Origin of the sequence: Peterkaempfera bronchialis (assembly GCF_003258605.2) — a bacterium.
Lineage (GTDB): Bacteria > Actinomycetota > Actinomycetes > Streptomycetales > Streptomycetaceae > Peterkaempfera > Peterkaempfera bronchialis.
In genome coordinates, this window is the sequence record NZ_CP031264.1 from 7,056,962 (window position 1) to 7,080,029 (window position 23,068).

Here is a 23,068-nt window from a genome sequence, read left to right on the forward strand (position 1 = left end):
TCGGTCTCATGATGTTCGGCGCCATCGGCAACCCCGACCACGACGACTGCACCCGCATCATCCACAAGGCGCTGGACGCGGGCATCAACTTCATCGACACCGCGGACGCCTACTCGCGCGGCGAGTCGGAGGAGATCGTCGGAAAGGCCCTCAAGGGCCGCCGCGACCACGTCGTCCTGGCCACCAAGGCGCACCTCCCGATGGGGGACGACCCCAACCAGCAGGGCAACTCCCGGCGCTGGCTGGTCGGCGCACTGGAGGATTCGCTGCGCCGGCTGCAGACCGACCACGTCGACCTGTTCCAGATCCACCGGCCCGCGCCGGACACCGATGTCGAGGAGACCCTCTCGGACCTCACCGACCTGGTACGCGCCGGCAAGGTCCGTGCCATCGGTTCCTCGGCCTTCCCGGCCTCGGACATCGTCGAGGCGCAGTGGACCGCCGAACGGCGCGGCCTGCAGCGCTTCCGGACCGAGCAGCCGTCGTACTCGACCATGGACCACCTCGACAACCTGCTCGCAGGCGCCGAGACCGCCCTGACCGACGAGATACTCGACCAGATCGACGCCATCGTGCCTCCCGGCACCGACATCGGGACGCTGGACATGGCCTACAACCCACCCGCCATCCAGCAGAGCGCGCTGCGCCGCCGCCTGCCCGACGAGCGCTCCGCCGCCTGACGCCTGACGCCTGACGCCTGACGCCTGACGCCTGACGCCTGGCTGGCCGCCGCCGGTGCCGACCCGCCCGCTGCGGTGCGTTCACCCTTGGCCTGCTCGCGGAACAGGCCCCGGGCCGAGGGCCGTGCTGCGCCTCTCGGCCCGGGGCCCCCGCGCGGGGATGCCCAGGGAGTGCCCGCCGGGCGCGGCACTAGGCTGGAGGCCGCCGTCCAGTCCCCGTACGCCGGAGGGGTTCCCTTGCCCGCTCGTGACGCCGCCCGGCCCACCCCCGCCGAGCTGGAGGCGGCCCGCGACCGCACCATCGCCGATGTGATCGCCGACGACCTGCGGGTGCTCTTCTGCGGCATCAACCCCGGGCTCTGGTCGGCCGCCACCGGCCACCACTTCGCCCGCCCGGGCAACCGCTTCTGGCCGGCCCTGCACCGCTCCGGTTTCACCGACCGCCAGTATCTGCCCCGCGAGCAGGGGCAGTTGCTCGCGCTCGGCCTGGGCATCACCAATGTCGCCGCCCGGGCGACCGCCCGCGCGGACGAACTGCGGGCGGCGGAGTTCACCGAGGGCGGTGCCGTCCTCACCCGCAAGGTGCTGCGGCACCGCCCGCGCTGGTTGGCCGTGGTGGGCATCACCGCGTACCGTGCCGCCTTCGCCGCGCCGCGCGCCGTGGTCGGGCCGCAGCCGGAGCCGATCGGCAACACCCGGGTCTGGGTGCTGCCCAACCCCAGCGGCCTCAACGCACACTGGCCGGCCCCGGCGCTGGCCGCCGAGTTCGCCCGGCTGCGGGAGGCCGCCGGACCGGGGGAGGGGCAGGTCGGACCGACGGCTCGGGCGACTTCAGGCGGGTGACTCCTCGGCGGGGCGGTCAGCTGCCGGTGGCCTGCTTCCAGGCATCGACACAGCCGATCTGGTGGGCCGGGCTGACCAGGGTGGAGTCGAACGGTCCCCCGCCCCTGCGCAGGCCCGCTGCCACCGGGGCCGAGTGCCGCCTTCAGCTCAGCGTGATCCGGGCGGCGATCGGGAGGTGGTCGCTGCCGGTGGCGGGCAAGGTGCGGATGCGGGTGACGGTCGCCGAGCGGGCCATGACCTGGTCGATCCGGGCCAGCGGGAAGGCGGCGGGGAAACTGAGGGCGAAGCCGCGTTTCGCTACGTTCATCCGTGAGGTCAGCGGGGCCAGCCCACGATCGTCGACCGTGCCGTTGAGGTCGCCCAGCAGGATCACCGTGCTCAGCTCCTCGGCGCCGACAGCCTTGCCCAGCAGGTCGGCGCTCTCGTCGCGCCAGGAGGATGCGAAGCCGCTCGCCCGGACGCGGACCGAGGGCAGATGCGCGACGTATGCCGCGATCCGACCGTGCGGTGTGTGCACCACCGTCCGCAGCCCGCGACTCCATGGCTCCGCGATCCCCTGGGGTTTGAGGTCCAACTGCCGGGTGCCGGTCAGCGGATGCTTCGACCAGAGTCCGACGGTGCCCCGGACCGCGTGGTACGGGTAGTCCGAGGCGAGGCTCTTCTCGTAGACCGCCAGTGCAGGGGGCACCACCTCCTCCAGCGCGATGAGATCGGACCCGGCGCCGGCCAGAGCGTGGGCCGTGCCCGCCGGATCGGCGTTCTCGTCGCTGACGTTGTGCTGCACCACGACCAGGTCGTACGGGCCGGACCGCGCCCCGGGCAGGAGCAGCCCGCCGAAGAGATACGTCCAGGCAGCCACCGGCAGTAGCAGGGCCACCAGCGCGATGGCCGAACGACGCAGCAGCGCCAGGCCGAGCAGCACCACGACCACCAGGCCGAGCCACGGCAGGAACGCTTCCAGCAAACTGCCCAGGCGGCCGACGGAGTTGGGCACGGCCCGGTGGAACGCCAGCAGCCCGGCCGTCAGCACCGCGAACGCAGCGAGCACCCGCCCCCGCGTCCAGACCGACCGGCCCCTCGCATCCGTCTTCGCGTCAGCACCCGGAATCCACCGCCCCGCCCACGTCGCACCTCTGCCTGCCCGAGCCCGCTCCACCACGGCCACCCCTCCACTCGCCCTTGCCCTCCAGGACGAGCCACCAGGTGAATCAGTTTCGGTTTCCCGCAAGCGAGCTCCCCTTCCTTGCCCGCTACGCCTGGCTCAGCGGCACCGCCCAGTCGGCACACGGTCAGCAACATCCCGCCGACCGAGAACCTGACGCGGACGTCCGGACAGCCCAGCCGACGGCGACAACCTGGGCGAAGGCGCTGGAGGACTCCCGGCGCAGCCGCACCATGTCGCGTACACCTGGCAGCACGGCGGACACCACGGCATGCTGGCCGGGCCGTCCGCGGCCGTCACCGTCAACAACAGGCCGCGACGACAGGTCATCGATGGAGGGACTCTGCTGACGTGAAGTGCCTTGGCCCGCTTGCGACGTGCTGCAGCCATCTGTGCGGCGAGTCGAATCCACGGAATGCCCGCACACCACCGAGCCCCGCCGCCTGCTGCCTCTAGGGTGGCGGGTATGGATGCCAAGGACGTGCACCCCGCTGCGGAGTGGCCGCTGCCGCCTCCGTGGATGTGGGCCTGCCCGGAGTGCACTGCGCTGTACACGGCGATGCGGCGTGTCGCCGAGGAGGTGGAGGCCGCCTGGGCGGCGGCCGAGCCGGGGCTGGACTGCGATCCGGCGTCCTCGGTGGTGGGCGGTGAGATCCGGCTCGCCCGGCACATCGCCACCGCCCATGCCCCGCAGGTCCCCGACGCCGACCCGGCATGCGCCATGTGCCGGTACCACGGCACCGGTCGGAGCCCCGCCCTGCTGGACTTGGAGCACCGTGCCCGCCACCTCTTCACCCCGCCCAGCACCACCGGCCTGATCTGACCGCGGCGCAGCCACCCGCAGCACCAGCACCCCGGCCCCCTGGGGCGGCGGTGCAACTGCCCCGCGCCGCCATGCCCCGCCGTACCGGACCCGGGCCCGCCAGCGGTGCGGGCCACGGAGGCCGCGCCGCGCTCGGTCGCGATGTCAGCTGACAGCCGGTGGCACGGCACCGGGGGAGAGCCGGAGCCCCGGCCCTCCCCCGATCGCATGCAAGGGGCTACCCGGTGACCCCGGCGCCGTGGCCCTCGTGCAGGCCCCCGCCGCCACCCGCGGAGCCCTTGGTGCGCTGCGGCTTCACCGGCTTGGTCAGCAGGCTGGTGTCCCAGGCGTACTGTCCCACCGCGTTGGCGATGACGTCGATGTTGACGTCGAACGCCCTCATGTTGATGTTCTTGAGGGTGTCGCAGGCCGAGTGGTAGCAGGCGTCGTACGCGATCCCGGCCCTGCCGCCGTAGACCTTCGCCTGACCCCGCGTCTTGATGCCCGCGGCCCCGGTGAAGGTGCCGCCGGACGGGATGCCCACCTCCGTGAACGGCCCGTAGTCGGACAGGCCGGTGAGGTCGGTGCCCTCGTGTGGAATGCGCCGGCTGTCCAGGTAGTCGGTGATCTGCCGCTCCAGCTGTGCCGAACCCTCCGGGCCCGGGCCCTCGCCGACCTGGTCGGAGTCGTCGCCGTCGTAGACGAACTGGACGTAGTTGGGCGAAGCGATCATGTCGAAGTTGAGGTACAGCCTGATCTTCCGCTGCTCGGCCTCCGACAGGCCGTCGACGTACGCCTCCGACCCCAGCAGACCGGACTCCTCCGCCGACCACCAGGCGAAGCGGACCTTGTTCCCGACGTTCTCATGGGCGAGGTTGAGCGCCACATCGAGGATGCCCGCGGCGCCCGAGCCGTTGTCGTTGATCCCCGGACCGGCCGCCACGGAGTCCAGGTGGGCACCGAACATCACCACATTGCGGGGATCGCCGCCCTTGGTCTCGGCGATGAGGTTGTAGGTGTGCCTCGGCTCCGCAAAGGTGCGGACTTCGAGGTTCACCGTGACCTTGCCGGCGGCCGCCCTGGCCGCCAGGGCCTGGCCGTCCTCCCGTGTGACACCGGCGGTCGGGATTCTCCCCACGCCCGGGCCGTCAAGGCTGCCGTTGAGCGTGCCGTCGGTGTTGTTGTAGACGATCACGCCGACCGCACCGGCCGTGGCGGCGGCCGCCTGCTTGTCCGTGAAGCCGCAGCCGCCCCGCATGATCAGCACGACCTTCCCGGCGAATGCGCCCCCGGCGTAGTCCTCGGCCGCGCAGCCCGACGCGTCCTTCACCGGCACCACCGCGAGCGGGGCGGTGATGCCGCCGACCGGGGTGGAGGCCGAGTAGGTCATCGCGGCCACCGGAATGTCCTGCTGCTGCGGCGACACCACCTTCAGCCGCTGCGCCAGCGTCTCGGTGTACATGTAGTCGAACTCGTTCCGGGTCACCGAATAGCCGGCCTTGCGCAGCAGACCGGAGACGTACTCGGCCGACTGGCGGTGGCCTTCAAGCCCGGCCACCCGGGTGTTCCCGTTGGCGTCGGCGATCCGCTGGAACCTCTCCAGATGCCTGTACGCGCTCTTGGCGTCACTCTTCTGGACCAGCTTCCTGGCGAGCCTGGCGGCCTCCCCGGCAGGGTCGCTGCGGGCGGTGGCGGTACCGGATCCGAACAGCAGCAGCGGGGCTGTGAGCGCTGCTGCGCAGACGGCGGCTAACGTGGCGCGGCGGTTCCGTGCGTACAAGGCGCTTCCTTCCGGCGGTCCGTGACGATGGGCAGGCAGGGGGGAAAGCCTGGCTGGTCCCGCCCCCGCAACCGGCAAGGGCAAAGGTATCTTTCCCGGAATCGATTGGTAATGAGTTCGGTGGAAGCGCCGACGCCCCGGGGCACCGGCAGCGGCCGGACTGCGGGCACTGCACTCCGCACAGCCGTACGAGATGCTGGAGATCCATCCGGGCCGCCCGACCACGGTGGACCAACGGCCCAGCGTCCTGGAGGCAGGTCCCCCCTGGATCGCTCCGGCCGCCTGAAAGAAGGGACAATGCGATGGAGCCTGATATCCGGACCAGGGCCGCAATCGAGGAACACTGGCGGGCATCGGAACGTGGGGATACCGAAGCCGAGCATGCCATCTACGCCGCCGACGCGATTCTTGACTACCCCCAGTCAGGTGAACGATTCCGGGGCCGCGCGGCGATTTCGGCGCAACGCGGCGGGCACCCGGCCAGTCGGCACTTCACCGTCCACCGGATCGCCGGCAGCGGGGATCTCTGGGTGAGCGAGTGCATCATCACCTACGACGGGGTGCCCACCTACTCGGTGAGCATGATGGAATTCGCCCAGGGGCAGGTGGTGCACGAGACGCAGTACTTCGCGGATGCCTTCGGTGCGCCTGAATGGCGGACAGCACTCGCGGAGCCGATGCCGGGCAGGGACATCGCCAGGGCCTGACCCAGGGCTGGGAGAGGGTACTGCCTGCCGCTTCTAGGGTGTGGTGGCTGCGGTGCGGTAGAACTCGGCTGCGGTGACGGTGGCGGGGACGCCGAGTTCGGCGGCGACTGCGGTGATCGCGGTGGCGCCGACGCCGAGGTCGGCTTGGCCGTCGGTGGTGAAATACGGTGCGATGAACGTCTCGTAGTGGGCTCGGGCTTCGTCGCCGGTGTGTCGGCCGAGGAACGCCTGGATGTACCGCACCGTGGTGTCGGGTTCGTTGTGGATCACCTGCAGAGCCCGCCGGTGGGCGCGTACGACGGCCTGGACCGCAGGGTCGTCCGGGTCGATGTAGGTGGGGTCGACGGCCACGCCGACGGTGGGGATCCGGAAGTGGTCGCCGACCCAGGCCAGCACCTGCCAGCCGTGCCGGGCGGCTACCGCCTCCGGTGCCATGGTGCTGCCGACCAGGGCGGCGTCGATCCTGCCGTCGTGCAGCCGGCGCAGGTCCATGCCGTAGTCGCCGGGCGGGCGGACGATGGCGTGAAGGTCGCGGTCCGGATCGAGGCCGACCTGGCGCAGCACGATCCGGGTGAAGCACCCGGGCGCGGTGTGGGGGGCGTGTACCGCCAGCCGTCGGCCGGCCAGATCGGCCAGGGAGGTCGGGCCGGGGCGGGCGAGGAACCAGAACAGCGGGCGGTGGGTGTTGACATGGAGTACGACCCAGGGGGTGCCGTCGGCCAGTCGGGACAGCAGTGCCCGGCCGAGCCCGATGGTGGCGCTGTGGCGCAGCCGCTCCTCGTCCCAGGAGCAGCCGTCGTGCAGCGCGACATGGACGCCCTCGTCGGCGTAGTAGCCCTGCTGGTCGGCGATATAGGCGGTCAGTTCCTCATGCAGGCCCCGCCCGGCGTAGGCGAGATCGAACGTGTACATGAGCGTCTTCCTTGGTCGTGTCACCGCCGTGCGCCCGCGTGCCGCTGTCCAGCCATCGGCCGTGACCGGGACGATCGTGACCGGGACGATATGGCCTCGCGTGCACAGCACAGCGAGCCATCAGTACATGGACATCCCGCCGTTGACCGCGGCCGTGGTGCCGGTCATGAAGGCGCTGTCCTCGCCGGCGTAGAAGGCGACCGCTTGAGCGACGTCGCCCGGGTGGGCCAGGCGGCCCAGGGGCGTGGCGGCCACCTGCCGCCGCTTGTGCTCCTCGTCGAACACATCCGCCGCCATGCGGGTGTCGTCCACCGGGCCGGGCTCGACGACGTTGACCGTGATGCCCAGCGGGCCCAGTTCCTGGGCGAGGTACCGGGCGAACTGCGCCAGTGCGGCCTTGGCCGTGCCCAGGGCGATCATGCCCTCCCGGGGCTGCCGGCTGAGGCCGGTGCCGAGATAGACGATGCGTCCCCAGCCCTGTTCGGTCATGGCGGGCAGGACGGCTTTGGTGACCGCGAACGCCGCACGCATCTCGCCGTCGAGCTTGCCGCCCAGTTCTTCCCAGGTCATGTCCTGGAACGGCTTGACCACAAACGGGGCGAGCGCGTTGTGCACGAGCACGTCGGTGCCGCCCCATACCGCCTGGACCTGCTCGATCATGCTCCCGACCGCCGGCGCCTCGCGCACGTCGGCCCGTACGGCCATGGCCTGACCGCCTGCGGCCTCGATGTCGGCCACGACCTCCTCGGCCGCCGTGGCGCTGTGCAGGTAGTTGACCACCACGCGCATCCCTCGGGCGGCCAGCAGGCGCGCGGTGGCCGCCCCGATTCCGCTGCTGGCCCCTGTCACCAATGCCACCCTGCTGGTTGCCCCAGTCATGGGACCACCCCTTGCTTGTCATCGCGGGCCGTCGGGATGACCGTCCGGAGTTGTTCATCGCCGATGCCGGGGTGTGCCGGGCGGATCGCCCCGTAGAGCACGGTGTCGACGGTTGCGCGCAGCAGATCGGCCGCGGCGCAGTCGAGTCCATGCGGCAGCTGTGAGGTGAGCAGCCGCTCCAACGCGCCGCGGGTGATCTCACCGAGCAGCTCGGGCGGCGCCGACAGCACTCCCCGCCGGTGCCCCTCCCGGAACAGCTCGTCCAGCCGCCGGTAGACCGCCGCGTCCACACGCTGCTCCACGTACTGGCGCAGCCTCGCATCGCCGCGCCCCGCCGCGAGCCGGGCCGCGCCGATCCGTCCGAGCTCACTGCCTGCCGCGATCAGGAACCGCCGTACCCGCACATCGAACGGCTGCCCTTCTGCGTCCTCGGCTGCCGCCGCCAGCGTGCGTTCCACCGCCGCGAACCGCCGATCCAGCACTGCGGCCAGCAGGCTGCGCTTGTCCGGGAAATGACGGTAGATCGTCTTCTTGCTCATCCCGAGCTCACGAGCGAGATCGTCCATGCTCACCCGCGTGAAAGCAGGCGCGAGGAACAGCCGTCCGGCCGTCTCCAGAATCACGTCGGCCCGCTGCCGGTCACCCTCGGAAACGTGAGAAACCGATGGAGTTTCCACGGTTCCCATGGTGGATCCCCACCCCTCCGCCGTCAATCAGGACCCCGATGTCTGCCTCGCCCTCCGCCTCGCCCTCCGGCTTGTCCCGGCCGACAAGGCCGCAGGCCAGGCGCGCTCGTGCAGGAGGTCGGCGAGAAGGGCGCGGATGCGCTGCTCGATCTCGTCCCGGATGGGGCGGACCGCCTCGGGGCCCTGTCCGGCCGGGTCGGCGAGCGTCCAGTCGAGGTACTTCTTGCCGGGGAAGACGGGGCAGGTGTCGCCGCAGCCCATGGTGATCACCACGTCGGATGCCTGCACGGCCTCGACGGTCAGCACCTTCGGTCTCTCGGCGGACATGTCGATACCTACCTCCGCCATGACCTGCACGGCGGCCGGGTTCACCGCGTCGGCCGGTGCGGACCCGGCGGAGCGGACCTCGACCCGGCCCTCGGAGAGGTGGGTGAGGAAGGCGGCGGCCATCTGCGAGCGGCCGGCGTTGTGGACGCACACGAACAGCACGGACGGCTTGGACTCAGACACGGGCGGAACCTTCACGGGAGACGGTTGGTCGGGCCGTCGGTGCGGGCTGGGGGAAGAAGCGGCGGGCGGCCAGGGCGACGTAGACCAGGCCGATCAGGACCGGCACCTCGATGAGCGGGCCGACGACTCCCGCGAGGGCCTGGCCGGAGGTGGCGCCGAAGGTGGCGATGGCGACGGCGATGGCGAGTTCGAAGTTGTTGCCCGCAGCGGTGAAGGCCAGTGTCGTCGCCTTCGGGTAGCCGAGTCCGACCGCACGGCCGGCGGCCATGGACCCGGCCCACATCACGGCGAAGTACACCAGCAGGGGCAGCGCGATCCGGGCGACGTCCAGGGGGTGGGAGGTGATGGCGCCGCCCTGGAGGGCGAAGAGTACGACGATGGTGAACAGCAGCCCGTACAGGGCGAAGGGGCCGAGGCGCGGGATCAGCTTCGTCTCGTACCAGGTGCGGCCCCTGGCCTTCTCGCCCAGGCGGCGGGTGAGGAACCCGGCGAGCAGGGGGATGCCGAGGAAGAGGAGGACGGAGCGGGCAATCTCCCACACCGACACATCGAGCGTGGTCTGCTCCAGGCCGAGCCGGCCGGGCAGCACGCTCAGGTAGAACCAGCCCAGCGCGGCGAATGCGATCACCTGGAACACGGAGTTCAGGGCGACGAGGACGGCGGCTGCCTCGCGGTCGCCGCCGGCGAGGTCGTTCCAGATGATGACCATCGCAATGCAGCGGGCGAGGCCGACGATGATCAGGCCGGTGCGGTAGGCGGGCAGGTCCGGCAGGAAGGCCCAGGCGAGGGCGAACATCAGCGCCGGGCCGACGATCCAGTTCAGCACCAGGGACGGGATGAGCAGGCGCCGGTCGCGGGTGACGGTGTCCAGGCGGTCGTAGCGGACCTTGGCGAGGACCGGGTACATCATCACAAGCAGGCCGAGCGCGATCGGCAGCGAGACACCGGTGACGGTGACCTTCGCGAGCGCGTCCCCCAGGCCGGGAGCGAGGCGGCCCAGGCCGAGGCCGGTGGCCATCGCGATCAGAATCCACACGGCGAGGAACCGGTCCAGGAACGACAGCCGCCCGGCCACCGGCCCCGGGGCCGACGCCGTGGCGGCGGCTTCGGCGCTCACGAGACGGCTCCGGCAGGCCCGGCCTCGGTCGGCGGCTGCCCGGCGGGGCGGGTGAGGAGCGCGGCGAGGCGGTCGGTCATCTGCGGCAGCAGCCGGTAGTACACCCAGGTTCCGCGCCGCTCGGAGTCGATGAGCCCGGCCTGCTTCAGCAGCTTGAGGTGGTGGGAGACCGTCGGCTGCGACAGGTCGAAGGCCGGGGTGAGGTCGCAGACGCAGACCTCCCCGCCCGCGCGGGAGGCGATCATCGACAGCAGCCGCAGCCGTACGGGGTCGCCCAGGGCCTTGAACACCTTCGCCAGATCGGCGGCCTGGTCCTCGTCCAGCGGGGCGGTCAGCAGCGTGCGGCAGCATCCGCCGGCACTGTCCTGGCCGATCACCACAAGCTCTTGTTTCGACATTCTTCTATATTGACGCTTCTCGATCCAAGGCGCAAGGTTGCGTCGACCTCGCCGAGCAGTTGAGAGCCGCTGCCGGGGCGCCCCGGCAGCCATGGCCGACCGGGAGAGCAAGGTAGCCGTCGTCACCGGCGTCAGCTCCGGTTCGTCCGCGCTCGGCCCGTCCGCGCCCAGCCCCGCAGCCTCGGCCTCGGCCTGGCGGATGAACCGGGCGCGGTACAGCTGTGCGCAGCGCCCATCGGCCTTGAGCAACCCCTCGTGGTTGCCACGCTCACGCAAGTGCCGCGGCAGGACCCGAGCGCGACCCGTCAGCGACACCGGCGGGTGTTGAGCCGGCCGGCCTGGCGCGTCAGGTGGTCGCGCTCGGCCAGGTTGGGTGCCTTTCGGGCCGCCTCGGCGTACAGCCGTGCCGCCGTCGCCAGGTCGCCGTCGCGCTCGTGCAGGTACGCCGCCACCGCGGCGTGGCGGGGCAGTGAGTCGTCCAGCGCCGCGAGCGCCGCCAGGCCGGCGCGCGGTCCGTCGGCCTCGCCGACGGCCACCGCGCGGTTGAGCCGGACGACCGGGCTGTCGGTCAGGCGCGCGAGCTCGTCGTACCACTCGACGATCTGCACCCAGTCGGTCTCCTCGGCGGTGGGCGCGTCGGCATGGAGCGCCGCGATGGCGGCCTGGGCCTGGAACTCGCCCAGCCGATCGCGGGCGAGGGCCGCCTGCAGGATCTCGACGCCCTCGGTGATCGACTCGGTGTCCCACCGGCCGCGGTCCTGCTCGGCGAGCGGCACCAGGCTGCCGTCGGGCGCGGTCCGGGCCGCGCGCCGGGCATGGTGGAGCAGCATGAGGGCGAGCAGCCCCGCCACCTCGGGGTGGTCGATCGCGGCCGCGAGCTGCCGGGTGAGCCGGATGGCCTCGGCGGCAAGGTCGACATCGCCGGAGTAGCCCTCGTTGAAGACCAAGTAGAGGACGCGCAGCACGGTGGCGACGTCGCCAGGCTGGTCGAACCGCACGCCGGAGACAGTGCGCTTGGCCCGGCTGATGCGCTGCGCCATGGTCGCCTCGGGCACCAGGTACGCCTGGGCGATCTGGCGGGTGGTCAGCCCTCCGACGGCCCGCAGCGTGAGCGCGACCGCGGACGACGGCGTCAGTGACGGGTGGGCGCACAGGAAGTAGAGCTGGAGCGTGTCGTCCACCGCGGGCGCCGGCCCGGGCGCCGGCTCCTCGTCGACGAGGTCCTCACGCCGGCGGCGGGCGGCGTCCGCCCGGGTCGCGTCGAGGAATCGGCGCCAGGCCACGGTGACCAGCCAGCCCTTCGGGTCCCGCGGCGGGTCGGTCGGCCAGACGCGGACCGCCTCGACCAGCGCGTCCTGCACGGCGTCCTCGGCCGCCGCGAAGTCGGCTCCGCGGCGGACGAGGATCCCGAGCACGCTCGGCGTGAGGCTCCGCAGCAGGACCTCGTTCACCTCGGAGGTCACTCCGTGACGGTGGGCGGCGCGGCCAGGAACGGGCGCACCTCGAGCCACTCGTGGATCGGCTCCCCGCCCGCTCCGGGGGCTGCCGACAGCTCCCCGGCCAGCTCGATGGCGCGCTCATAGCTGTCGACGTCGATCACCATCCAGCCGGCGATGAGGTCCTTGGTCTCGGCGAACGGGCCGTCGGTGACCGGCGGACGGCCCTCGCCGTCGTACCGGACGAACGTCCCCTCGGGGGCGAGCGCCTGACCGTCGACGAACTCGCCGGTCCCCTCCAGCCGGGCCGCGAAGTCGTGCATGTACTGCACATGGGCCGAGATCTCCTCCGGCGTCCACTGGTCCATGGGCACGTCGTTGACCGCCGCCGGGGCGCCGCGGTAGTGCTTGAGCAGCAAGTACTTGGCCATCGTGGTTCTCCTCGGTGCTGGTACGACCCATTGTGGTCGCGTTCAGTGCGGGGACGGAGCCGGCCACGGATTCTCGACATCGCCGTCCGGATTTTTTGGCTCTTGTAGTTGAGCGCGGGGTGGGGTCAGTCCGGGAAGGCCCGCGCTTCGGGCAGGTGTCTGCGTGCGGACTTCGCTGACATCGTGGAACGGTTCCCGCCCGGAAGAGTGACAGTGACGCCGCCGGGGCGGACGGGCCGATGGCTAGGCCGAGGAGTGCCCGTGGCCGACCTTCAGTCGCCGAGGGCGCCGAGGGCGCCGAGGGCGGCGGCGTACTGCTCGTCGGTGACCGGCTCCAGCCAGGTGGTGCCGTCGCCGCTGCCATCACCGACCACGAGGGCGATGTGCGCCATGAGGTTGGCCTCGGTGGCACCGTGCCAGTGCTCCTCGCCGGGCGGGCACTTGAGGCTCTCGCCGGCGCTGACGCGCACCACCTTGCCGTCACGGGTGCCGACCAGGCCGACGCCGTCGGTGATGTACAGGACCTGGCCCAATGCGTGGGAGTGCCAGTTGGTGCGGGCTCCGGGGGTGAAACGCACCAGGCCGGCCGCGAGACGGGCGGGCTCGGTGGGGGCCTCGATCACGTTGAGGTAGACGTCGCCGGTGAAGCGCTCGGCCTGGGCCTTGACAGTGGGGGTGGACGTGATGTGCTCCATGGCTCTTTTCCTTGATCGTCTAGTGGTGCGCGGTCGCTCAGCCGGTGGTGCTGCCGCTCAGGCGGCGTCGTCGTGGGCGAGGTCGGCGCCCAGCTCGCGCGAGGCTTCGGCCTGTGCCATCAGTTCCTTGGCCTTGGCGGTGACGGGAGCGATGGCATCGGCTCCGGCGACGAAGCGGGCCGGGGGCTGCTCCTGGCCCGCGCTGGTCAGCAGGGCGGCGGCGAGCTTGGCAGGGTCACCGGCTTGCTGCGGGCCGGCCAGGACCACCGAGAGGCGGGGGCGGCTTTCCAGCAGCCGCCACAGCCAGGATCCCCGGTGGTTCCCGGGGCCCTCAACCGCTGCCGATATCCATGAAACCGAAGGTCAGCGAGGTGGGGAAGGGTCTGCCATTACAGGTACTGACAGGACCCCCCACCCGTGCGCCGTCCGGCCTAGCCTGGAATGCGTGAGTACCGAGAGCGACATCCGCGCCTTCCTGGCCTCCCGCCGTGCCAAGATCACCCCGCAGCAGGCCGGACTGCCCGCCTATGGCGGCAACCGGCGCGTACCCGGCCTCCGCCGCGAAGAAGTCGCCCTGCTCGCCGGCGTCAGCATCGACTACTACGTCCGCCTGGAACGCGGCCACCTCGCCGGAGCCTCGGAGGAAGTCCTCGACGCCGTCGCGAACGCCCTCCAACTGGACGACGCCGAACGCGCCCACCTGAGCGACCTGGCCCGCGCCGCCGCCAAACGTCCCGCCCGCCGCACCAAGCGCGCCCACGGACCGCTCCCCGACAGCATCCTGCGCGTCCTGGAGTCCATGACCGACTCACCGGCCTTCATCCGCAACGGCCGCCTGGACATCCTCGCCGCCAACCCCCTCGGCCAGGCCCTGTACGCACCCCTGTACGCCGACGACGCCCCGCGTCCGGTCAACATCGCCCGCTTCCAGTTCCTGCACCCCGGCGGCCGGGACTTCTTCCCCGACTGGGACGAGTCCCTGAACACCACCGTCTCCCTGCTGCGCACCGAAGCCGGACGCGCCCCCCACGACAGCGGCCTCACCGGGCTGATCGGCGAGCTCGTCACCCGCAGCGAGGACTTCCGCACCGCCTGGGCCAAGCACAACGTGCGCCTGCACCACACCGGCCGCAAGTCCTTCCGCCACCCCGCCGTCGGCGTCCTCGCCCTGGACTTCGACGCCATGGAACTGCCCGCACAGCCCGGCCTGACCCTCACCGCGTACACCGCCGCGCCCGGCACCACCGAGCACGACGCCCTGCAACTCCTCGCCAGCTGGGCCGCCACCGAGAACACCTCGCCCGACAGCAGCCCCGACCCCGCCGACCGGCAGAACCGGTGAACACGGTGCTGCGATCACCCAGCGCCCGACGATTCTCGTCAATGACCGGTTGCGAGAGTCGTTTCCGCAGGTCGCCGCTGGCGGAAGTCCTTTCCCGCCGTCCCGGATCGCCCCAACGCGCAGCCAGCGCTACCGAGGCGACCGGCCAACTGCCACACAGCGTCGCGGCGCCGCCCGGCCCGGGCGACGGAGCTGCCGCTGGGCTTGCTTCTGCCGACGGCTACTGAGGTCGTGTCATCGCGGCGACAGGGGCGCTCGCGCAGCCCAGCGACCCTGCTGCCCAGTCGGCTGATGGCTGGTCGCCAGGGTCATCGTGGTGTCCGGTCGCCGACGGGAGGGTCACACCGGGCCAGGCGGTGAGGCGTTGTCGGACCAGAGGCGCGATGCGGCGCAGGACGGCGCTGTGGGACGTCGCGGTGAGGCGCACGAGGTAGCGGCCCTGTTGGACGTAGACGACGCGCAGCGACCCCTCCGGGGTGGACTCGAACAGCTCCAGGCTGTGCGGGTCGAGCCAGGTCACCGGCTCGATGCTGACCTGGTGCTGTGCACACTCCTTGGCCCGGAGCAGGTCATGGGCTGCCGCCGCGGTGGGTGCCACCCAGTCCAGGGACAGCGTCAGTGAGATGCCGCGTTCGGCGGGCGGCAGGAAGTCGCACTGCGACGGGGCGGTGAGCCCGGCGTCGGACAGGGTCCGGCGTCGGGGGATCGGGACGTATCCGGGGGCGAGGAATGTCAGGTCCTGCTCGGTCAGGGCGGTGCAGGCGTTGGGCCAGGCGGCAGCCGGCGGTACGACGCCGGCGGCCTGGTCGGAGGCCGGGCGCTGCCGCACGCGGTAGGCGGTGAGCCGGGCGTTCTCGTCGCCCTCAAGGGCGGTCTGGACGTACACCAGCCCTGCTGCCGCTCCGATCACGCGCGAGTCCGTGGCGGTGGTGGGCAGCGGCAGCAGTCGCCGGGTGCCGGTGCGCGCGTCGACGGTGAGGACGAAGGCCGGCAGTGGCCAACCGATCCAGGTGCTGTAGAGCACGCCGTCGGCGGCGGCGAGATGGGACCCCTCCACCGACCACACATCCACGCCCCCGGCCGTCCAACGCGGCCTGCCGGTGGACCGGTCCAGGGCGTGCAGCCGGGTGTGGCCCCCCTGGTCGGTGGCGGACTCGTACAGCAGGGTGTCGGCGGTGAAGCCCATGGCCCACAGGGACTCCGGGATTCGGGCGATCATCCTGCCCTGGGCGGAGTAGAGCCGGAAGCTGTCGGCCTCGGTGACGGCGACGGTGCCGTCGGCGACGGCTATCGGGGTCGGAGGCCGCTCCTCCTTCCCGGGGGGTGCCAGGTCGTCGCTCCACAGCAGTCCGCTCACCGGGTCGATGCTCCTGATCCGCGCCGCTCCTCGGCAGAGGGTCGTCACCAGCAGGGCGTCCAGGCTCTCGGAGGTCGCCAGCTGGCAGCCCTCGCGCGCCGTGGCCCTCCAGCGCGTCAGCCCACTGGACAGGTCCAGGGACTCCAGTCGGGTCGGTGTCCCGCGCAGCACGAGGACACCGCGGCGGGTGACGGCCAGGTGGGTACCCAGGACGTCCGGCTCCCGGTCCGCCGGCCACTGCCGGCGCCACAACTGCTGCCCCGTGTCGACCGAGTACGCCGTGACGACGTCAGCACCTGGGGCGTAGCCGACTCCCCGGGCGACGACCAGGGTTCTTTCCGCCACTCCCAGGTATGCGTGTACTGACCTGGCGGCGGGGTCGGGGGGAATGCGCGCACGTTCACGGCCGCTTGCCGGGTCCAGCAGGACCAGGCCTCGCGCCCTGTCCCTGTCGGGTACCACCACGACCGCGTCGGACACCAGGAAGCCGCCCCCGTCCAGACTCGGATCGGGTGCGTCCGCTGCTCGGGACCAGACGGCGGTGAGTACCGGCACCTGGGGGATGGCGTCGTGCGGCTCAGGGTGTGTGTCCGTGGCCAGCAGGAGCACCACTGCTGCCGCCACCGCGATCTGACGCAGCCTCAGCACGACGGGTCCAGTTGCCGCAGGGCCTTGCATCGCTGAGGGCCTGTGGCGACCACCCAGGCACCCGCCGAGCGCACGTACACCCGGGCGTAGCGCTGCGGTTTCCGTGGCAGCCCGGTGACGCGGAACAGGCCTCCGTCCTGCGGCGCCAGAGTGAGCGTCTGCGCCTTTCCGTCGGCCGAGACCGTCACCTGCAGATCGAACGCATAGCTCGCCTGACGTGCCGTGAACGACATCACCACGGTGGTCTGCTCACCACGGGCGAGATCGATCTGCTTCTGCCGGAAGTACGCCTTGCTGCCGCCCCCCGCCGAGAACCCGGGCCGCGGCGCGTCCATGTCGGCACTGAGCGCGACGGTGCCCACCTCGCCCGCCGTGGTGGGTGCGAAGTAGGCGCCGGTCAGAGGGGATCCGGAAGCGCGCACCCGCGGCACGATGTCGACGATCCGCACACTGCCGCGAGCCCCCTCCAGCACCACGGTGACGTCCAGGCGCCCCGCCCCGGCCCCTTTGTGTGCCCGCACCACCTGCCCGAACTGCTCCTCGGATGCGCCGGGCAGCAGCGCGGCCCGCTCCCCGGGAGCGGTCACCGGAGTCTCGAGCGCAAGGGGCCCCTCCTCCGTCCGCACCATGATCACGTGCAGCGGGGGCTCTCCCGTCAGGCTGCGCAGCGCGTCGGGCCCTGTCGCTCCCCACCAGCCGGTGAATATTCCGCCCAGGACGGCCGCGACAACGGCGGCTGCCACCCCGGCCAGCCACGCCCGCCACTGCCGGCCGGCGGGTGCCGCTTCCGGCGCTCCGTTCCCGACAGGATCGGCCGCAGGAGCGTCGGCGTCGGCCGCGTCGGCCTGCGGGACCGGCTCAGCGCCGGGCCGAACGGGCGTTTCCTCTGTGGCAGGGGAGGTCGTCCCGGTGTCCTCGGCGGCGTCCTCGGCCTGATTCCTTCTTCGCCCGCCTGCCGTGCTCGGCTCGCGGTCCCCCTCCGTTCGCGCGTCGGCCGCCCCCGAAGAATCGGCCGCTTCCGGAGAAGTCGTTGCGTCGCCCATCGTTGCCCCCCGGCAATTCGCCTGCCCGACCTCGCGAGACGAATCTTCCCATAGCCGCCGGGTTTGGTAGCTGATAAACGGAATGTATCTCGGGGCTGGGCCCCAGGATTTTGCCATTCGCCGACGGTGCTGGAGGAGCTTGCACGCCGACCGGGGAGCGGCACCTACGGCGCGGTCCGGCCGACGGGGTGGCGGCGGTGGCTGCCGCACAGCGTGGGCCGACCCCTCGCCATGGGGAACCCCCACCGCTGCTGAAGGAACTCCAGCAGCGGCGAGGGCACCGCAGCGGTCGCGAAGAAGACGCCCAGGACTTCCCCCGCCGCAACGAAAGACTTCGCTACCGGCCGAGCGCGGTCACGAGCCGCCGTGCCACGGCAGCTGCGGAGCCAGGGTTCTGACCGGAGATCAGGTTCCGGTCGGTGACCGTGAACTCGCTCCACGGCGTGCCGGCGGCGAAGTCCGCGCCTTCGGCCCGCAGCCTCGACTCCAGGGTGAACGGTGCGGCGTCACCGGGACCGCCCTGGGACTCCTCCTCGTCGGTGTACCCGGTCATCCGGTACCCAGCGAAGATCCACCCGTCCTCCGAACGGGCCGAGAGCAGCCCGACCGTCCCATGGCAGACGGTCGCGACCGGCGCCGTCCGCGCCTGCAGCGCGCCCAGAATCCGGCCCAGGTCCGGATCGTCGTACAGGTCCTCCATCGGCCCCGTGCCGCCCGGTACGAACACCGCGTCGATCGTGTCCGGGTCGACCCCGGCGAACGGCTGCGGGTGCGCGACCCGGTCAGCAAGCCCGGCGAGCTCGGTGCGCAGCTCGGCGGTGCGTCCGGCCGATCCGGTCATCGACTCGTCCAGGCTGTACTCCTGCAACGGCGCGGACACGCCGCCAGGGGTGGCCAGCACGATGCCGATTCCCGCCGCCGTGAGGATCCGGTACGGCTCGATGAGCTCCTCGGCCCAGAAGCCCGCCGGAAGCGTGCTGCCGTCCTTCATGGTCCACTTCTCCGCGCCGGTCAGCGCGATCAGCACCGTGGTCATCGTGGTACTCCCTCAGTATCCGCGGACGGCGTTCCCGTCCGCCGTGATCCAGTGTGGAAGCACCGTGACCTGCGGGTCCAAGACCAATCCGGGCTCACGGTGATACCGTTCCGGCATGGTCCGGCGAGCCCGTCATCTTGATCCGAGTGCCGAACTCGACCTGCGCAAGCTCCGCTATTTCCTCGCCGTGGCGCACCACCTGAATTTCAGCCGCGCGGCGGAGGAACTCCTCGTGGCGCAGCCGGCGCTCAGCAGGGCGGTCCGGGCCCTGGAAGCGGATCTCGGCGTGACGCTCTTCGAGCGGGACCATCACAAGGTCACGCTGACCCCGCCGGGCACGGCCCTGGTGCGCGAGGCGGACATGCTCCTCTCCCGAGCCGCTGCGGCCCGCCGCACCGTCCAGGCCGCCGGCCGCACCCCCCGCACTCTCACCATCGGCTTCCGCCCCGGCATCATCATCACCGACGTCGTGCAGCAGTTCACCAAGGCGTGCCCGGGAGCCGCGGTGAACGCCATCCGCATCGAATGGGACGAGCAGGAAGCCGCCGTTGCCGACGGCCGCGTCGACATCGCATGGATCCGGACCCCCATAGCCCATGGCGACCTGCTGATCACCCCGCTCTTCGACGATCCCGAAGTGGTCGCCCTCCCGGCCGCCCACCCGCTCACCGCGTACGACTCCGTCAGCCTGGCCGACCTGGCCAACCAGCCGATGCTGCGCTACGACGCCGCTCCCGAACACGAGATCGGGCGCCCGTCCGGGAAACGCGGGATCAGGACCATGGAGGAGAAGCTGGAGGCTGTCGCGCTGGGCCACGGCCTCGCCCTGGTGCCTGAGACAGCCGCCGCCTACTACCAGCGCCCCGACATCGCCTACCGACCCGTCCCCGGAGCCTCGCCCTATCAGGTCGCGCTGGCCACCACCTCCGACACGGCAAAGCGCCCGGAAGCACAGATCTTCATCAGCACCGCGGTCGCAGTGAACGCGCGGAATGCCGCGCAACGCGGTGGCGCGGCCCGATGAGAAGCAGCGCCGGACCCAGGCGCCACCGGGCGCCGGCGCAGCAACGAACGGAGAGACGGCGGCGCGCTACACAACGCGTCAGCGCAGAACTGCAGGAGGGAGCCGCCCCCGCCTGAGGGGGTCAACGGCCGTCCGGCCCGAGGCTCGGTCCCGGTCCGGCATACCGGGCGCCCTCGTGGTCAAGGACCGCTGGCGGCAGGGAGAGCAGACCGGAGGAGACCCCGGCGGCTTCCAGTGCGCTGAAGAGCAGCGGGCCCGCTCGCCGCCCTGGAGAAGGCCGCCGCCGAGGCATGCCAGCGGGTCCCCGCCCGGCGACGCCCCCGGCCGCACCGCCCGCAGCAGGGCGTCGCCCTGCCGGGCCGCTTCGCTGCTGGAGCGGCCTGACCAAGCCCCTTCCATCCGTCGCGTCAGGTGTGGTCGCCCGGATCGTGCGCAGTACCGGCACGGCGTAGTTGGATCAAGTCCCAGCGGTTGCCGTACAGGTCGCGGAAGACCGCCACCGTGCCGTAGGGCTCGTGCCGCGGGGCCTCCTCGAACACGACCCCGGCCGCCCGCATGCGCTGGTAGTCCCGGTCGAACGCTTCGGTGTTCAGGAACCAGCCCACACGGCCTCCGGTCTGGTCCCCAATCCGGGCCTCCTGCTCACGGCCTGCGGCCCGGGCCAGGAGCACTGCGCTTTCACGCGCCCCAGGCGGGGCAACGACCACCCACCGCTTCTCCTCGCTGATGCGCGTGTCCTCCACGAGCTCGAACCCGAGGGACTCCACATAGAACGCGATGGCTTCGTCGTAGTCACGCACGACCACGGCCACCAGCCCGAGATGAGACACCCGGTGATCCTGCCCGTCATCCGGCCCTCGGCGCCACCCGAAACCGGTCAACCTTCCCAGCCGCAGCACAGCGGGGGACCGATGCTATGGACGTGCACCCCCTGCCGCCTCCGTGGATGTGGGCCTGCCCGAAGTGCACGGGTCTTTACACGGCGATGCGGCTGAGCCTGGTCTGGACCGCACGCCGTCCTTCGCACCGCTGCCGGCGTGCCCCAGGCCGTGCAGCTCGCCGGTCGGTGGCATCTGCGGCCAACCTCGGCGAGGCCGCCGAACGAACCGTTGCCCGCCACCGCAGCTGTCGGCGAGCCCGGGCACCGCAACCGGAAGCATCCCTCGCCGATCCGCCACTGGTCGAGGCAGCAGCGAGCCAGCCGTGGCCGACCGGTCACCGGTTCGCCGACTGCCGACCACAGCTGACGCTCGATCCAGCCTCAGCTCGGTAGGACCCACCACACGGTCAAACGCCTCGCCGAGACCACTACCCCAGAGGACATGTTCAACGGCCAGTGGCAGAACCGGCCCTCCCTCCTGGACGCCAACAAGCCCTCCCCGGAAGACTGTTGGAACGAGGGGTGCATCAACACCCGGAAGCCGTGGGAGAAGATCGTCCCATTGGGCTACAACGCCAGCTCTCAGCGCGTCCGCGCCTACCCGCGGCAGAAACGCACGTGACCGCGGCCCGCCACCGCACCGCCGCCTCGCGCGCAGCCTCCCCGTGCGCACCCGCACACCGGACGGCGTGGTCCACGACTACGACGACCCGCGCCTGCTGCGCGAACGCGGCCTGCGGGCCTCCCTCGAACAGACCGGACCGGAGGTCACTCCGGATGTGGTCGCTGGTCTCGCTGACAGGGACGCTCGCGCGCTGAGCGCGGGACGGTCGCCTCGGCTGCCGACCTTCGGTGCCTCCGCTGTGCTCTTCGCGCTCGCTGAGATGGCCGGGTCCGGCACCCCTGGTACCCTGCTCGCCGCCGAACAGGCCACGATGACCATGGCCGCTGTCGGTGAGGACACCACCGGGCGCGCCACGGTGCGCCGTGTCGAACCCGAGGCGCGGCCCGTCCCCGCCACGCGCACCACCCCCGGGCTTCCCATTCCGATCTCGCTCGCCGCCTACGACCGCGCGTTCGAACCCAAGGTCCGCTGGGAGGCCGCCAGATGCGGGGGCTGCGGGACCCTCGCCTACCCGCCCCGCCACCGCTGCCGCGGTTGCGGCGCCGAGGCCGGCTGGGGGACGTCCCCCCTGCCGCGCCGTGCGGAGGTCTACACCTGCGTCACCGTGCACGTCCCCGTCCCCGGTATGGCCTCCCCGTACGACCTGGCCCTGGTCCAGCTCGCGGACACCGACGTACGCGTCCTGGTCCGCACCACCGCGGCCGCCCCCGGCGACATCGGTATCGGCCGGACCGGCCGGATGACCCTGCGCCGGGTCGCGGTCCGCTCCGGAGTCCCCGACTACGGATACGCGTTCTGGCCCGACACCGAGGGCGGCGCAGCCCCGGGCCCCGACACCGTCAAGGAGGCCGCCCGATGAGAAGGGTCGCCGTTGTGGGAGCGGGCATGACCCGCTTCGCCGAACATTTCGATCTCGGTATCAAGGACCTGCTGCCCATGGCCGTGGCGGAGTGCGAGCGCTCCGTCGACAAGGGCTTCGACCGCGCCGACATCCAGGCGGCCTGGTTCGGTGAGCTGTCCACCACCGACGGGTTCCCGGCCGGCATCCTCGCCGACAGCTGCGGACTGGAGGACGTCCCCGTCACCCGCGTCGAGAACGCCTGCGCCACCGGCAACGACGCCCTGCGCAACGCCACCTTCGCGGTGGCCTCCGGCGCGGTGGACGTGGCCCTGGTGGTCGGCGGCGACAAGGTCCGGGAGTCCTCCACCCGCTCCACCTTCTGGGAGTGGGCCGGCATGACCCGCGACACCGCGTGGGACTACCCCCTCGGCCTTGTCGCCCCGGCGAACTTCGCCCTGCACGTGAGGCGTTACCTCCACGAATCGCCGGCCACCCGCGAGCACATGGCGATGGTCGCGGTGAAGAACCACAAGCACGCCGTCAGCAACCCCAAGGCCCAGCTCCGTTTCGAGATCACCGTCGAACAGGTGCTGAACGCCCCGATGGTCGTCGAGCCGTTCGGTCTCTTCGACTGCACTCCGCAGAGCGACGGCGCCGCAGCCCTGCTGGTGGTGGGGGAGGAGGTCGCCGACCGCTACACCGACAACCCCGTGTGGGTGCGGGGCGTCGGTCTCGGCCTCGACCGGGTGATGCACCAGCACAAGCCCGACATGACCACGTTCCCCGCCACCGTGCGTGCCGCCCGCCAGGCGATGGCCATGGCCGGGATCACGCCCGCCGACATCGACGTGGCCGAGGTGCACGACTGCTTCACCGGCGTGGAGCTCATCTCGTACGAGGACCTGGGCTTCGCCGACCGGTTCGGCGCGCACAAGCTGGTCGAGGACGGCGTCACCAGCGTCGGCGGCCGGCTCCCCGTCAACCCCAGTGGCGGGCTCAAGGGGAAGGGCCACCCGCCGGGGGCCACCGGTGTCGCGCAGTGCGTCGAACTGTTCGAGCAGCTGCGCGGCACGGCCGCGAACCAGGTGGACGGAGCCCGCATCGGCCTCGCCCACAACATCGGCGGCCCCACCGCGGTGTCCGCCGTCAGCATCCTCTCCACGGACCGGGGATGACCCGCGGATGACCCGACTGGACAAGCTCGTGCGACCCGGTTGCACCGTGGCGTTCGCGG

The 23,068-nt window shown here is 71.7% G+C and carries 24 protein-coding genes; 8 read left to right on the forward strand and 16 right to left on the reverse strand.

What is annotated here, in order from left to right:
• Positions 1 to 8: 8 nt before the first annotated feature.
• Entirely contained in the window at positions 9 to 680 is a 672-nt protein-coding gene (locus C7M71_RS30225; RefSeq protein WP_111488898.1) for an aldo/keto reductase, read from the forward strand.
• A gap of 237 nt (positions 681 to 917) precedes the next feature.
• Positions 918 to 1,523 (forward strand): G/U mismatch-specific DNA glycosylase, encoded by a 606-nt coding sequence (mug, locus tag C7M71_RS30230; RefSeq protein ID WP_111488900.1) that lies wholly within the window; start codon positions 918 to 920, stop codon positions 1,521 to 1,523.
• 142 nt (positions 1,524 to 1,665) lie between these two features.
• Here mug and C7M71_RS30235 read toward each other — a convergent pair whose 3' ends face one another.
• Positions 1,666 to 2,631: an endonuclease/exonuclease/phosphatase family protein gene (locus tag C7M71_RS30235; RefSeq protein ID WP_407676005.1), complete on the reverse strand. Its 966-nt coding sequence runs from the start codon at positions 2,629 to 2,631 to the stop codon at positions 1,666 to 1,668.
• Positions 2,632 to 3,151: 520 nt separating this feature from the next.
• On the opposite strand from C7M71_RS30235, the gene C7M71_RS30240 reads away from it, so the two are divergent.
• Complete coding sequence (locus tag C7M71_RS30240; RefSeq protein WP_229759013.1) at positions 3,152 to 3,508, forward strand: hypothetical protein; 357 nt, start codon at positions 3,152 to 3,154, stop codon at positions 3,506 to 3,508.
• A gap of 217 nt (positions 3,509 to 3,725) precedes the next feature.
• Here C7M71_RS30240 and C7M71_RS30245 read toward each other — a convergent pair whose 3' ends face one another.
• Entirely contained in the window at positions 3,726 to 5,267 is a 1,542-nt protein-coding gene (locus tag C7M71_RS30245) for a M28 family metallopeptidase (protein ID WP_111488904.1), read from the reverse strand.
• Between the two features lie 302 nt (positions 5,268 to 5,569).
• Between C7M71_RS30245 and C7M71_RS30250 the strand changes: the two genes are divergently transcribed.
• On the forward strand, positions 5,570 to 5,974 hold the full coding sequence (locus C7M71_RS30250) for a nuclear transport factor 2 family protein (protein ID WP_111488906.1): 405 nt from the start codon (positions 5,570 to 5,572) through the stop codon (positions 5,972 to 5,974).
• 33 nt (positions 5,975 to 6,007) lie between these two features.
• Here the strand turns inward: C7M71_RS30250 and C7M71_RS30255 are convergent, their stop codons facing one another.
• The 10 genes from C7M71_RS30255 to C7M71_RS30300 all read right to left on the reverse strand — a co-directional run bounded on the left by C7M71_RS30255 (position 6,008) and on the right by C7M71_RS30300 (position 13,305).
• Positions 6,008 to 6,886: an ABC transporter substrate-binding protein gene (locus tag C7M71_RS30255; protein ID WP_111488908.1), complete on the reverse strand. Its 879-nt coding sequence runs from the start codon at positions 6,884 to 6,886 to the stop codon at positions 6,008 to 6,010.
• A gap of 120 nt (positions 6,887 to 7,006) precedes the next feature.
• Positions 7,007 to 7,735 carry an SDR family NAD(P)-dependent oxidoreductase gene (locus tag C7M71_RS30260; protein ID WP_229759014.1) on the reverse strand — a complete coding sequence of 243 codons (729 nt, stop codon included), beginning with the start codon at positions 7,733 to 7,735 and terminating at the stop codon, positions 7,007 to 7,009.
• 26 nt (positions 7,736 to 7,761) lie between these two features.
• Positions 7,762 to 8,451 (reverse strand): TetR/AcrR family transcriptional regulator, encoded by a 690-nt coding sequence (locus C7M71_RS30265; protein WP_229759015.1) that lies wholly within the window; start codon positions 8,449 to 8,451, stop codon positions 7,762 to 7,764.
• Between the two features lie 27 nt (positions 8,452 to 8,478).
• Complete coding sequence (locus C7M71_RS30270) at positions 8,479 to 8,961, reverse strand: arsenate reductase ArsC (protein ID WP_111488912.1); 483 nt, start codon at positions 8,959 to 8,961, stop codon at positions 8,479 to 8,481.
• Positions 8,954 to 10,078 (reverse strand): ACR3 family arsenite efflux transporter, encoded by a 1,125-nt coding sequence (gene arsB, locus C7M71_RS30275; protein ID WP_111488914.1) that lies wholly within the window; start codon positions 10,076 to 10,078, stop codon positions 8,954 to 8,956. Before arsB ends, C7M71_RS30270 begins: the two co-directional genes overlap by 8 nt.
• Positions 10,075 to 10,476: an ArsR/SmtB family transcription factor gene (locus C7M71_RS30280; protein ID WP_111488916.1), complete on the reverse strand. Its 402-nt coding sequence runs from the start codon at positions 10,474 to 10,476 to the stop codon at positions 10,075 to 10,077. Before C7M71_RS30280 ends, arsB begins: the two co-directional genes overlap by 4 nt.
• Before the next feature lie 305 nt (positions 10,477 to 10,781).
• A complete protein-coding gene (locus C7M71_RS30285) occupies positions 10,782 to 11,927 on the reverse strand; it encodes an RNA polymerase sigma factor (protein ID WP_111488918.1) in 1,146 nt (381 codons plus the stop codon).
• Positions 11,928 to 11,935: 8 nt separating this feature from the next.
• Positions 11,936 to 12,343, reverse strand: coding sequence for a YciI family protein (locus C7M71_RS30290; protein ID WP_111488920.1), 408 nt, complete (start codon positions 12,341 to 12,343; stop codon positions 11,936 to 11,938).
• A 272-nt stretch (positions 12,344 to 12,615) separates the two neighbouring features.
• Positions 12,616 to 13,038 carry a (R)-mandelonitrile lyase gene (locus C7M71_RS30295; protein ID WP_111488922.1) on the reverse strand — a complete coding sequence of 141 codons (423 nt, stop codon included), beginning with the start codon at positions 13,036 to 13,038 and terminating at the stop codon, positions 12,616 to 12,618.
• Positions 13,039 to 13,095: 57 nt separating this feature from the next.
• A complete protein-coding gene (locus C7M71_RS30300) occupies positions 13,096 to 13,305 on the reverse strand; it encodes a hypothetical protein (protein WP_322975211.1) in 210 nt (69 codons plus the stop codon).
• A 178-nt stretch (positions 13,306 to 13,483) separates the two neighbouring features.
• Here C7M71_RS30300 and C7M71_RS30305 point away from each other — a divergent pair, with 178 nt between their 5' ends.
• Entirely contained in the window at positions 13,484 to 14,380 is an 897-nt protein-coding gene (locus C7M71_RS30305; protein ID WP_111488924.1) for a helix-turn-helix transcriptional regulator, read from the forward strand.
• 220 nt (positions 14,381 to 14,600) lie between these two features.
• Here C7M71_RS30305 and C7M71_RS30310 read toward each other — a convergent pair whose 3' ends face one another.
• The 3 genes from C7M71_RS30310 to C7M71_RS30320 all read right to left on the reverse strand — a co-directional run bounded on the left by C7M71_RS30310 (position 14,601) and on the right by C7M71_RS30320 (position 18,464).
• Positions 14,601 to 16,385 (reverse strand): outer membrane protein assembly factor BamB family protein, encoded by a 1,785-nt coding sequence (locus C7M71_RS30310; protein ID WP_162824498.1) that lies wholly within the window; start codon positions 16,383 to 16,385, stop codon positions 14,601 to 14,603.
• On the reverse strand, positions 16,379 to 17,428 hold the full coding sequence (locus C7M71_RS30910) for a hypothetical protein (RefSeq protein ID WP_162824500.1): 1,050 nt from the start codon (positions 17,426 to 17,428) through the stop codon (positions 16,379 to 16,381). The genes C7M71_RS30310 and C7M71_RS30910 overlap by 7 nt, the downstream gene beginning before the upstream one ends.
• A gap of 337 nt (positions 17,429 to 17,765) precedes the next feature.
• Positions 17,766 to 18,464, reverse strand: a complete 699-nt coding sequence (locus tag C7M71_RS30320) for a type 1 glutamine amidotransferase domain-containing protein (RefSeq protein ID WP_111488930.1) — start codon at positions 18,462 to 18,464, stop codon at positions 17,766 to 17,768.
• Between the two features lie 115 nt (positions 18,465 to 18,579).
• Here C7M71_RS30320 and C7M71_RS30325 point away from each other — a divergent pair, with 115 nt between their 5' ends.
• Positions 18,580 to 19,488, forward strand: a complete 909-nt coding sequence (locus C7M71_RS30325; RefSeq protein ID WP_111488932.1) for a LysR family transcriptional regulator — start codon at positions 18,580 to 18,582, stop codon at positions 19,486 to 19,488.
• A 407-nt stretch (positions 19,489 to 19,895) separates the two neighbouring features.
• Here C7M71_RS30325 and C7M71_RS30330 read toward each other — a convergent pair whose 3' ends face one another.
• Positions 19,896 to 20,318 (reverse strand): VOC family protein, encoded by a 423-nt coding sequence (locus tag C7M71_RS30330; RefSeq protein WP_111488934.1) that lies wholly within the window; start codon positions 20,316 to 20,318, stop codon positions 19,896 to 19,898.
• 715 nt (positions 20,319 to 21,033) lie between these two features.
• Here C7M71_RS30330 and C7M71_RS30335 point away from each other — a divergent pair.
• Both C7M71_RS30335 and C7M71_RS30340 read left to right on the forward strand, forming a co-directional pair.
• Positions 21,034 to 21,852 carry a Zn-ribbon domain-containing OB-fold protein gene (locus tag C7M71_RS30335; protein WP_111488936.1) on the forward strand — a complete coding sequence of 273 codons (819 nt, stop codon included), beginning with the start codon at positions 21,034 to 21,036 and terminating at the stop codon, positions 21,850 to 21,852.
• Positions 21,849 to 23,009, forward strand: coding sequence for a thiolase C-terminal domain-containing protein (locus tag C7M71_RS30340; protein WP_111488938.1), 1,161 nt, complete (start codon positions 21,849 to 21,851; stop codon positions 23,007 to 23,009). The genes C7M71_RS30335 and C7M71_RS30340 overlap by 4 nt, the downstream gene beginning before the upstream one ends.
• Positions 23,010 to 23,068 lie beyond the last annotated feature (59 nt).

Excerpts from the sequence above, each read along its gene's own strand:
- C7M71_RS30325 (WP_111488932.1), top strand. The coding sequence starts at position 18,580 with ATGGTCCGGCGAGCCCGTCATCTTGATCCGAGTGCCGAACTCGACCTG.
- C7M71_RS30250 (WP_111488906.1), top strand. The coding sequence starts at position 5,570 with ATGGAGCCTGATATCCGGACCAGGGCCGCAATCGAGGAACACTGGCGG.
- C7M71_RS30280 (WP_111488916.1), bottom strand. The coding sequence starts at position 10,476 with ATGTCGAAACAAGAGCTTGTGGTGATCGGCCAGGACAGTGCCGGCGGA.
- C7M71_RS30290 (WP_111488920.1), bottom strand. The coding sequence starts at position 12,343 with ATGGCCAAGTACTTGCTGCTCAAGCACTACCGCGGCGCCCCGGCGGCG.
- C7M71_RS30910 (WP_162824500.1), bottom strand. The coding sequence starts at position 17,428 with ATGGGCGACGCAACGACTTCTCCGGAAGCGGCCGATTCTTCGGGGGCG.
- C7M71_RS30340 (WP_111488938.1), top strand. The coding sequence starts at position 21,849 with ATGAGAAGGGTCGCCGTTGTGGGAGCGGGCATGACCCGCTTCGCCGAA.
- C7M71_RS30255 (WP_111488908.1), bottom strand. The coding sequence starts at position 6,886 with ATGTACACGTTCGATCTCGCCTACGCCGGGCGGGGCCTGCATGAGGAA.
- C7M71_RS30240 (WP_229759013.1), top strand. The coding sequence starts at position 3,152 with ATGGATGCCAAGGACGTGCACCCCGCTGCGGAGTGGCCGCTGCCGCCT.
- C7M71_RS30320 (WP_111488930.1), bottom strand. The coding sequence starts at position 18,464 with ATGACCACGGTGCTGATCGCGCTGACCGGCGCGGAGAAGTGGACCATG.
- C7M71_RS30265 (WP_229759015.1), bottom strand. The coding sequence starts at position 8,451 with ATGGGAACCGTGGAAACTCCATCGGTTTCTCACGTTTCCGAGGGTGAC.
- C7M71_RS30295 (WP_111488922.1), bottom strand. The coding sequence starts at position 13,038 with ATGGAGCACATCACGTCCACCCCCACTGTCAAGGCCCAGGCCGAGCGC.
- C7M71_RS30225 (WP_111488898.1), top strand. The coding sequence starts at position 9 with ATGATGTTCGGCGCCATCGGCAACCCCGACCACGACGACTGCACCCGC.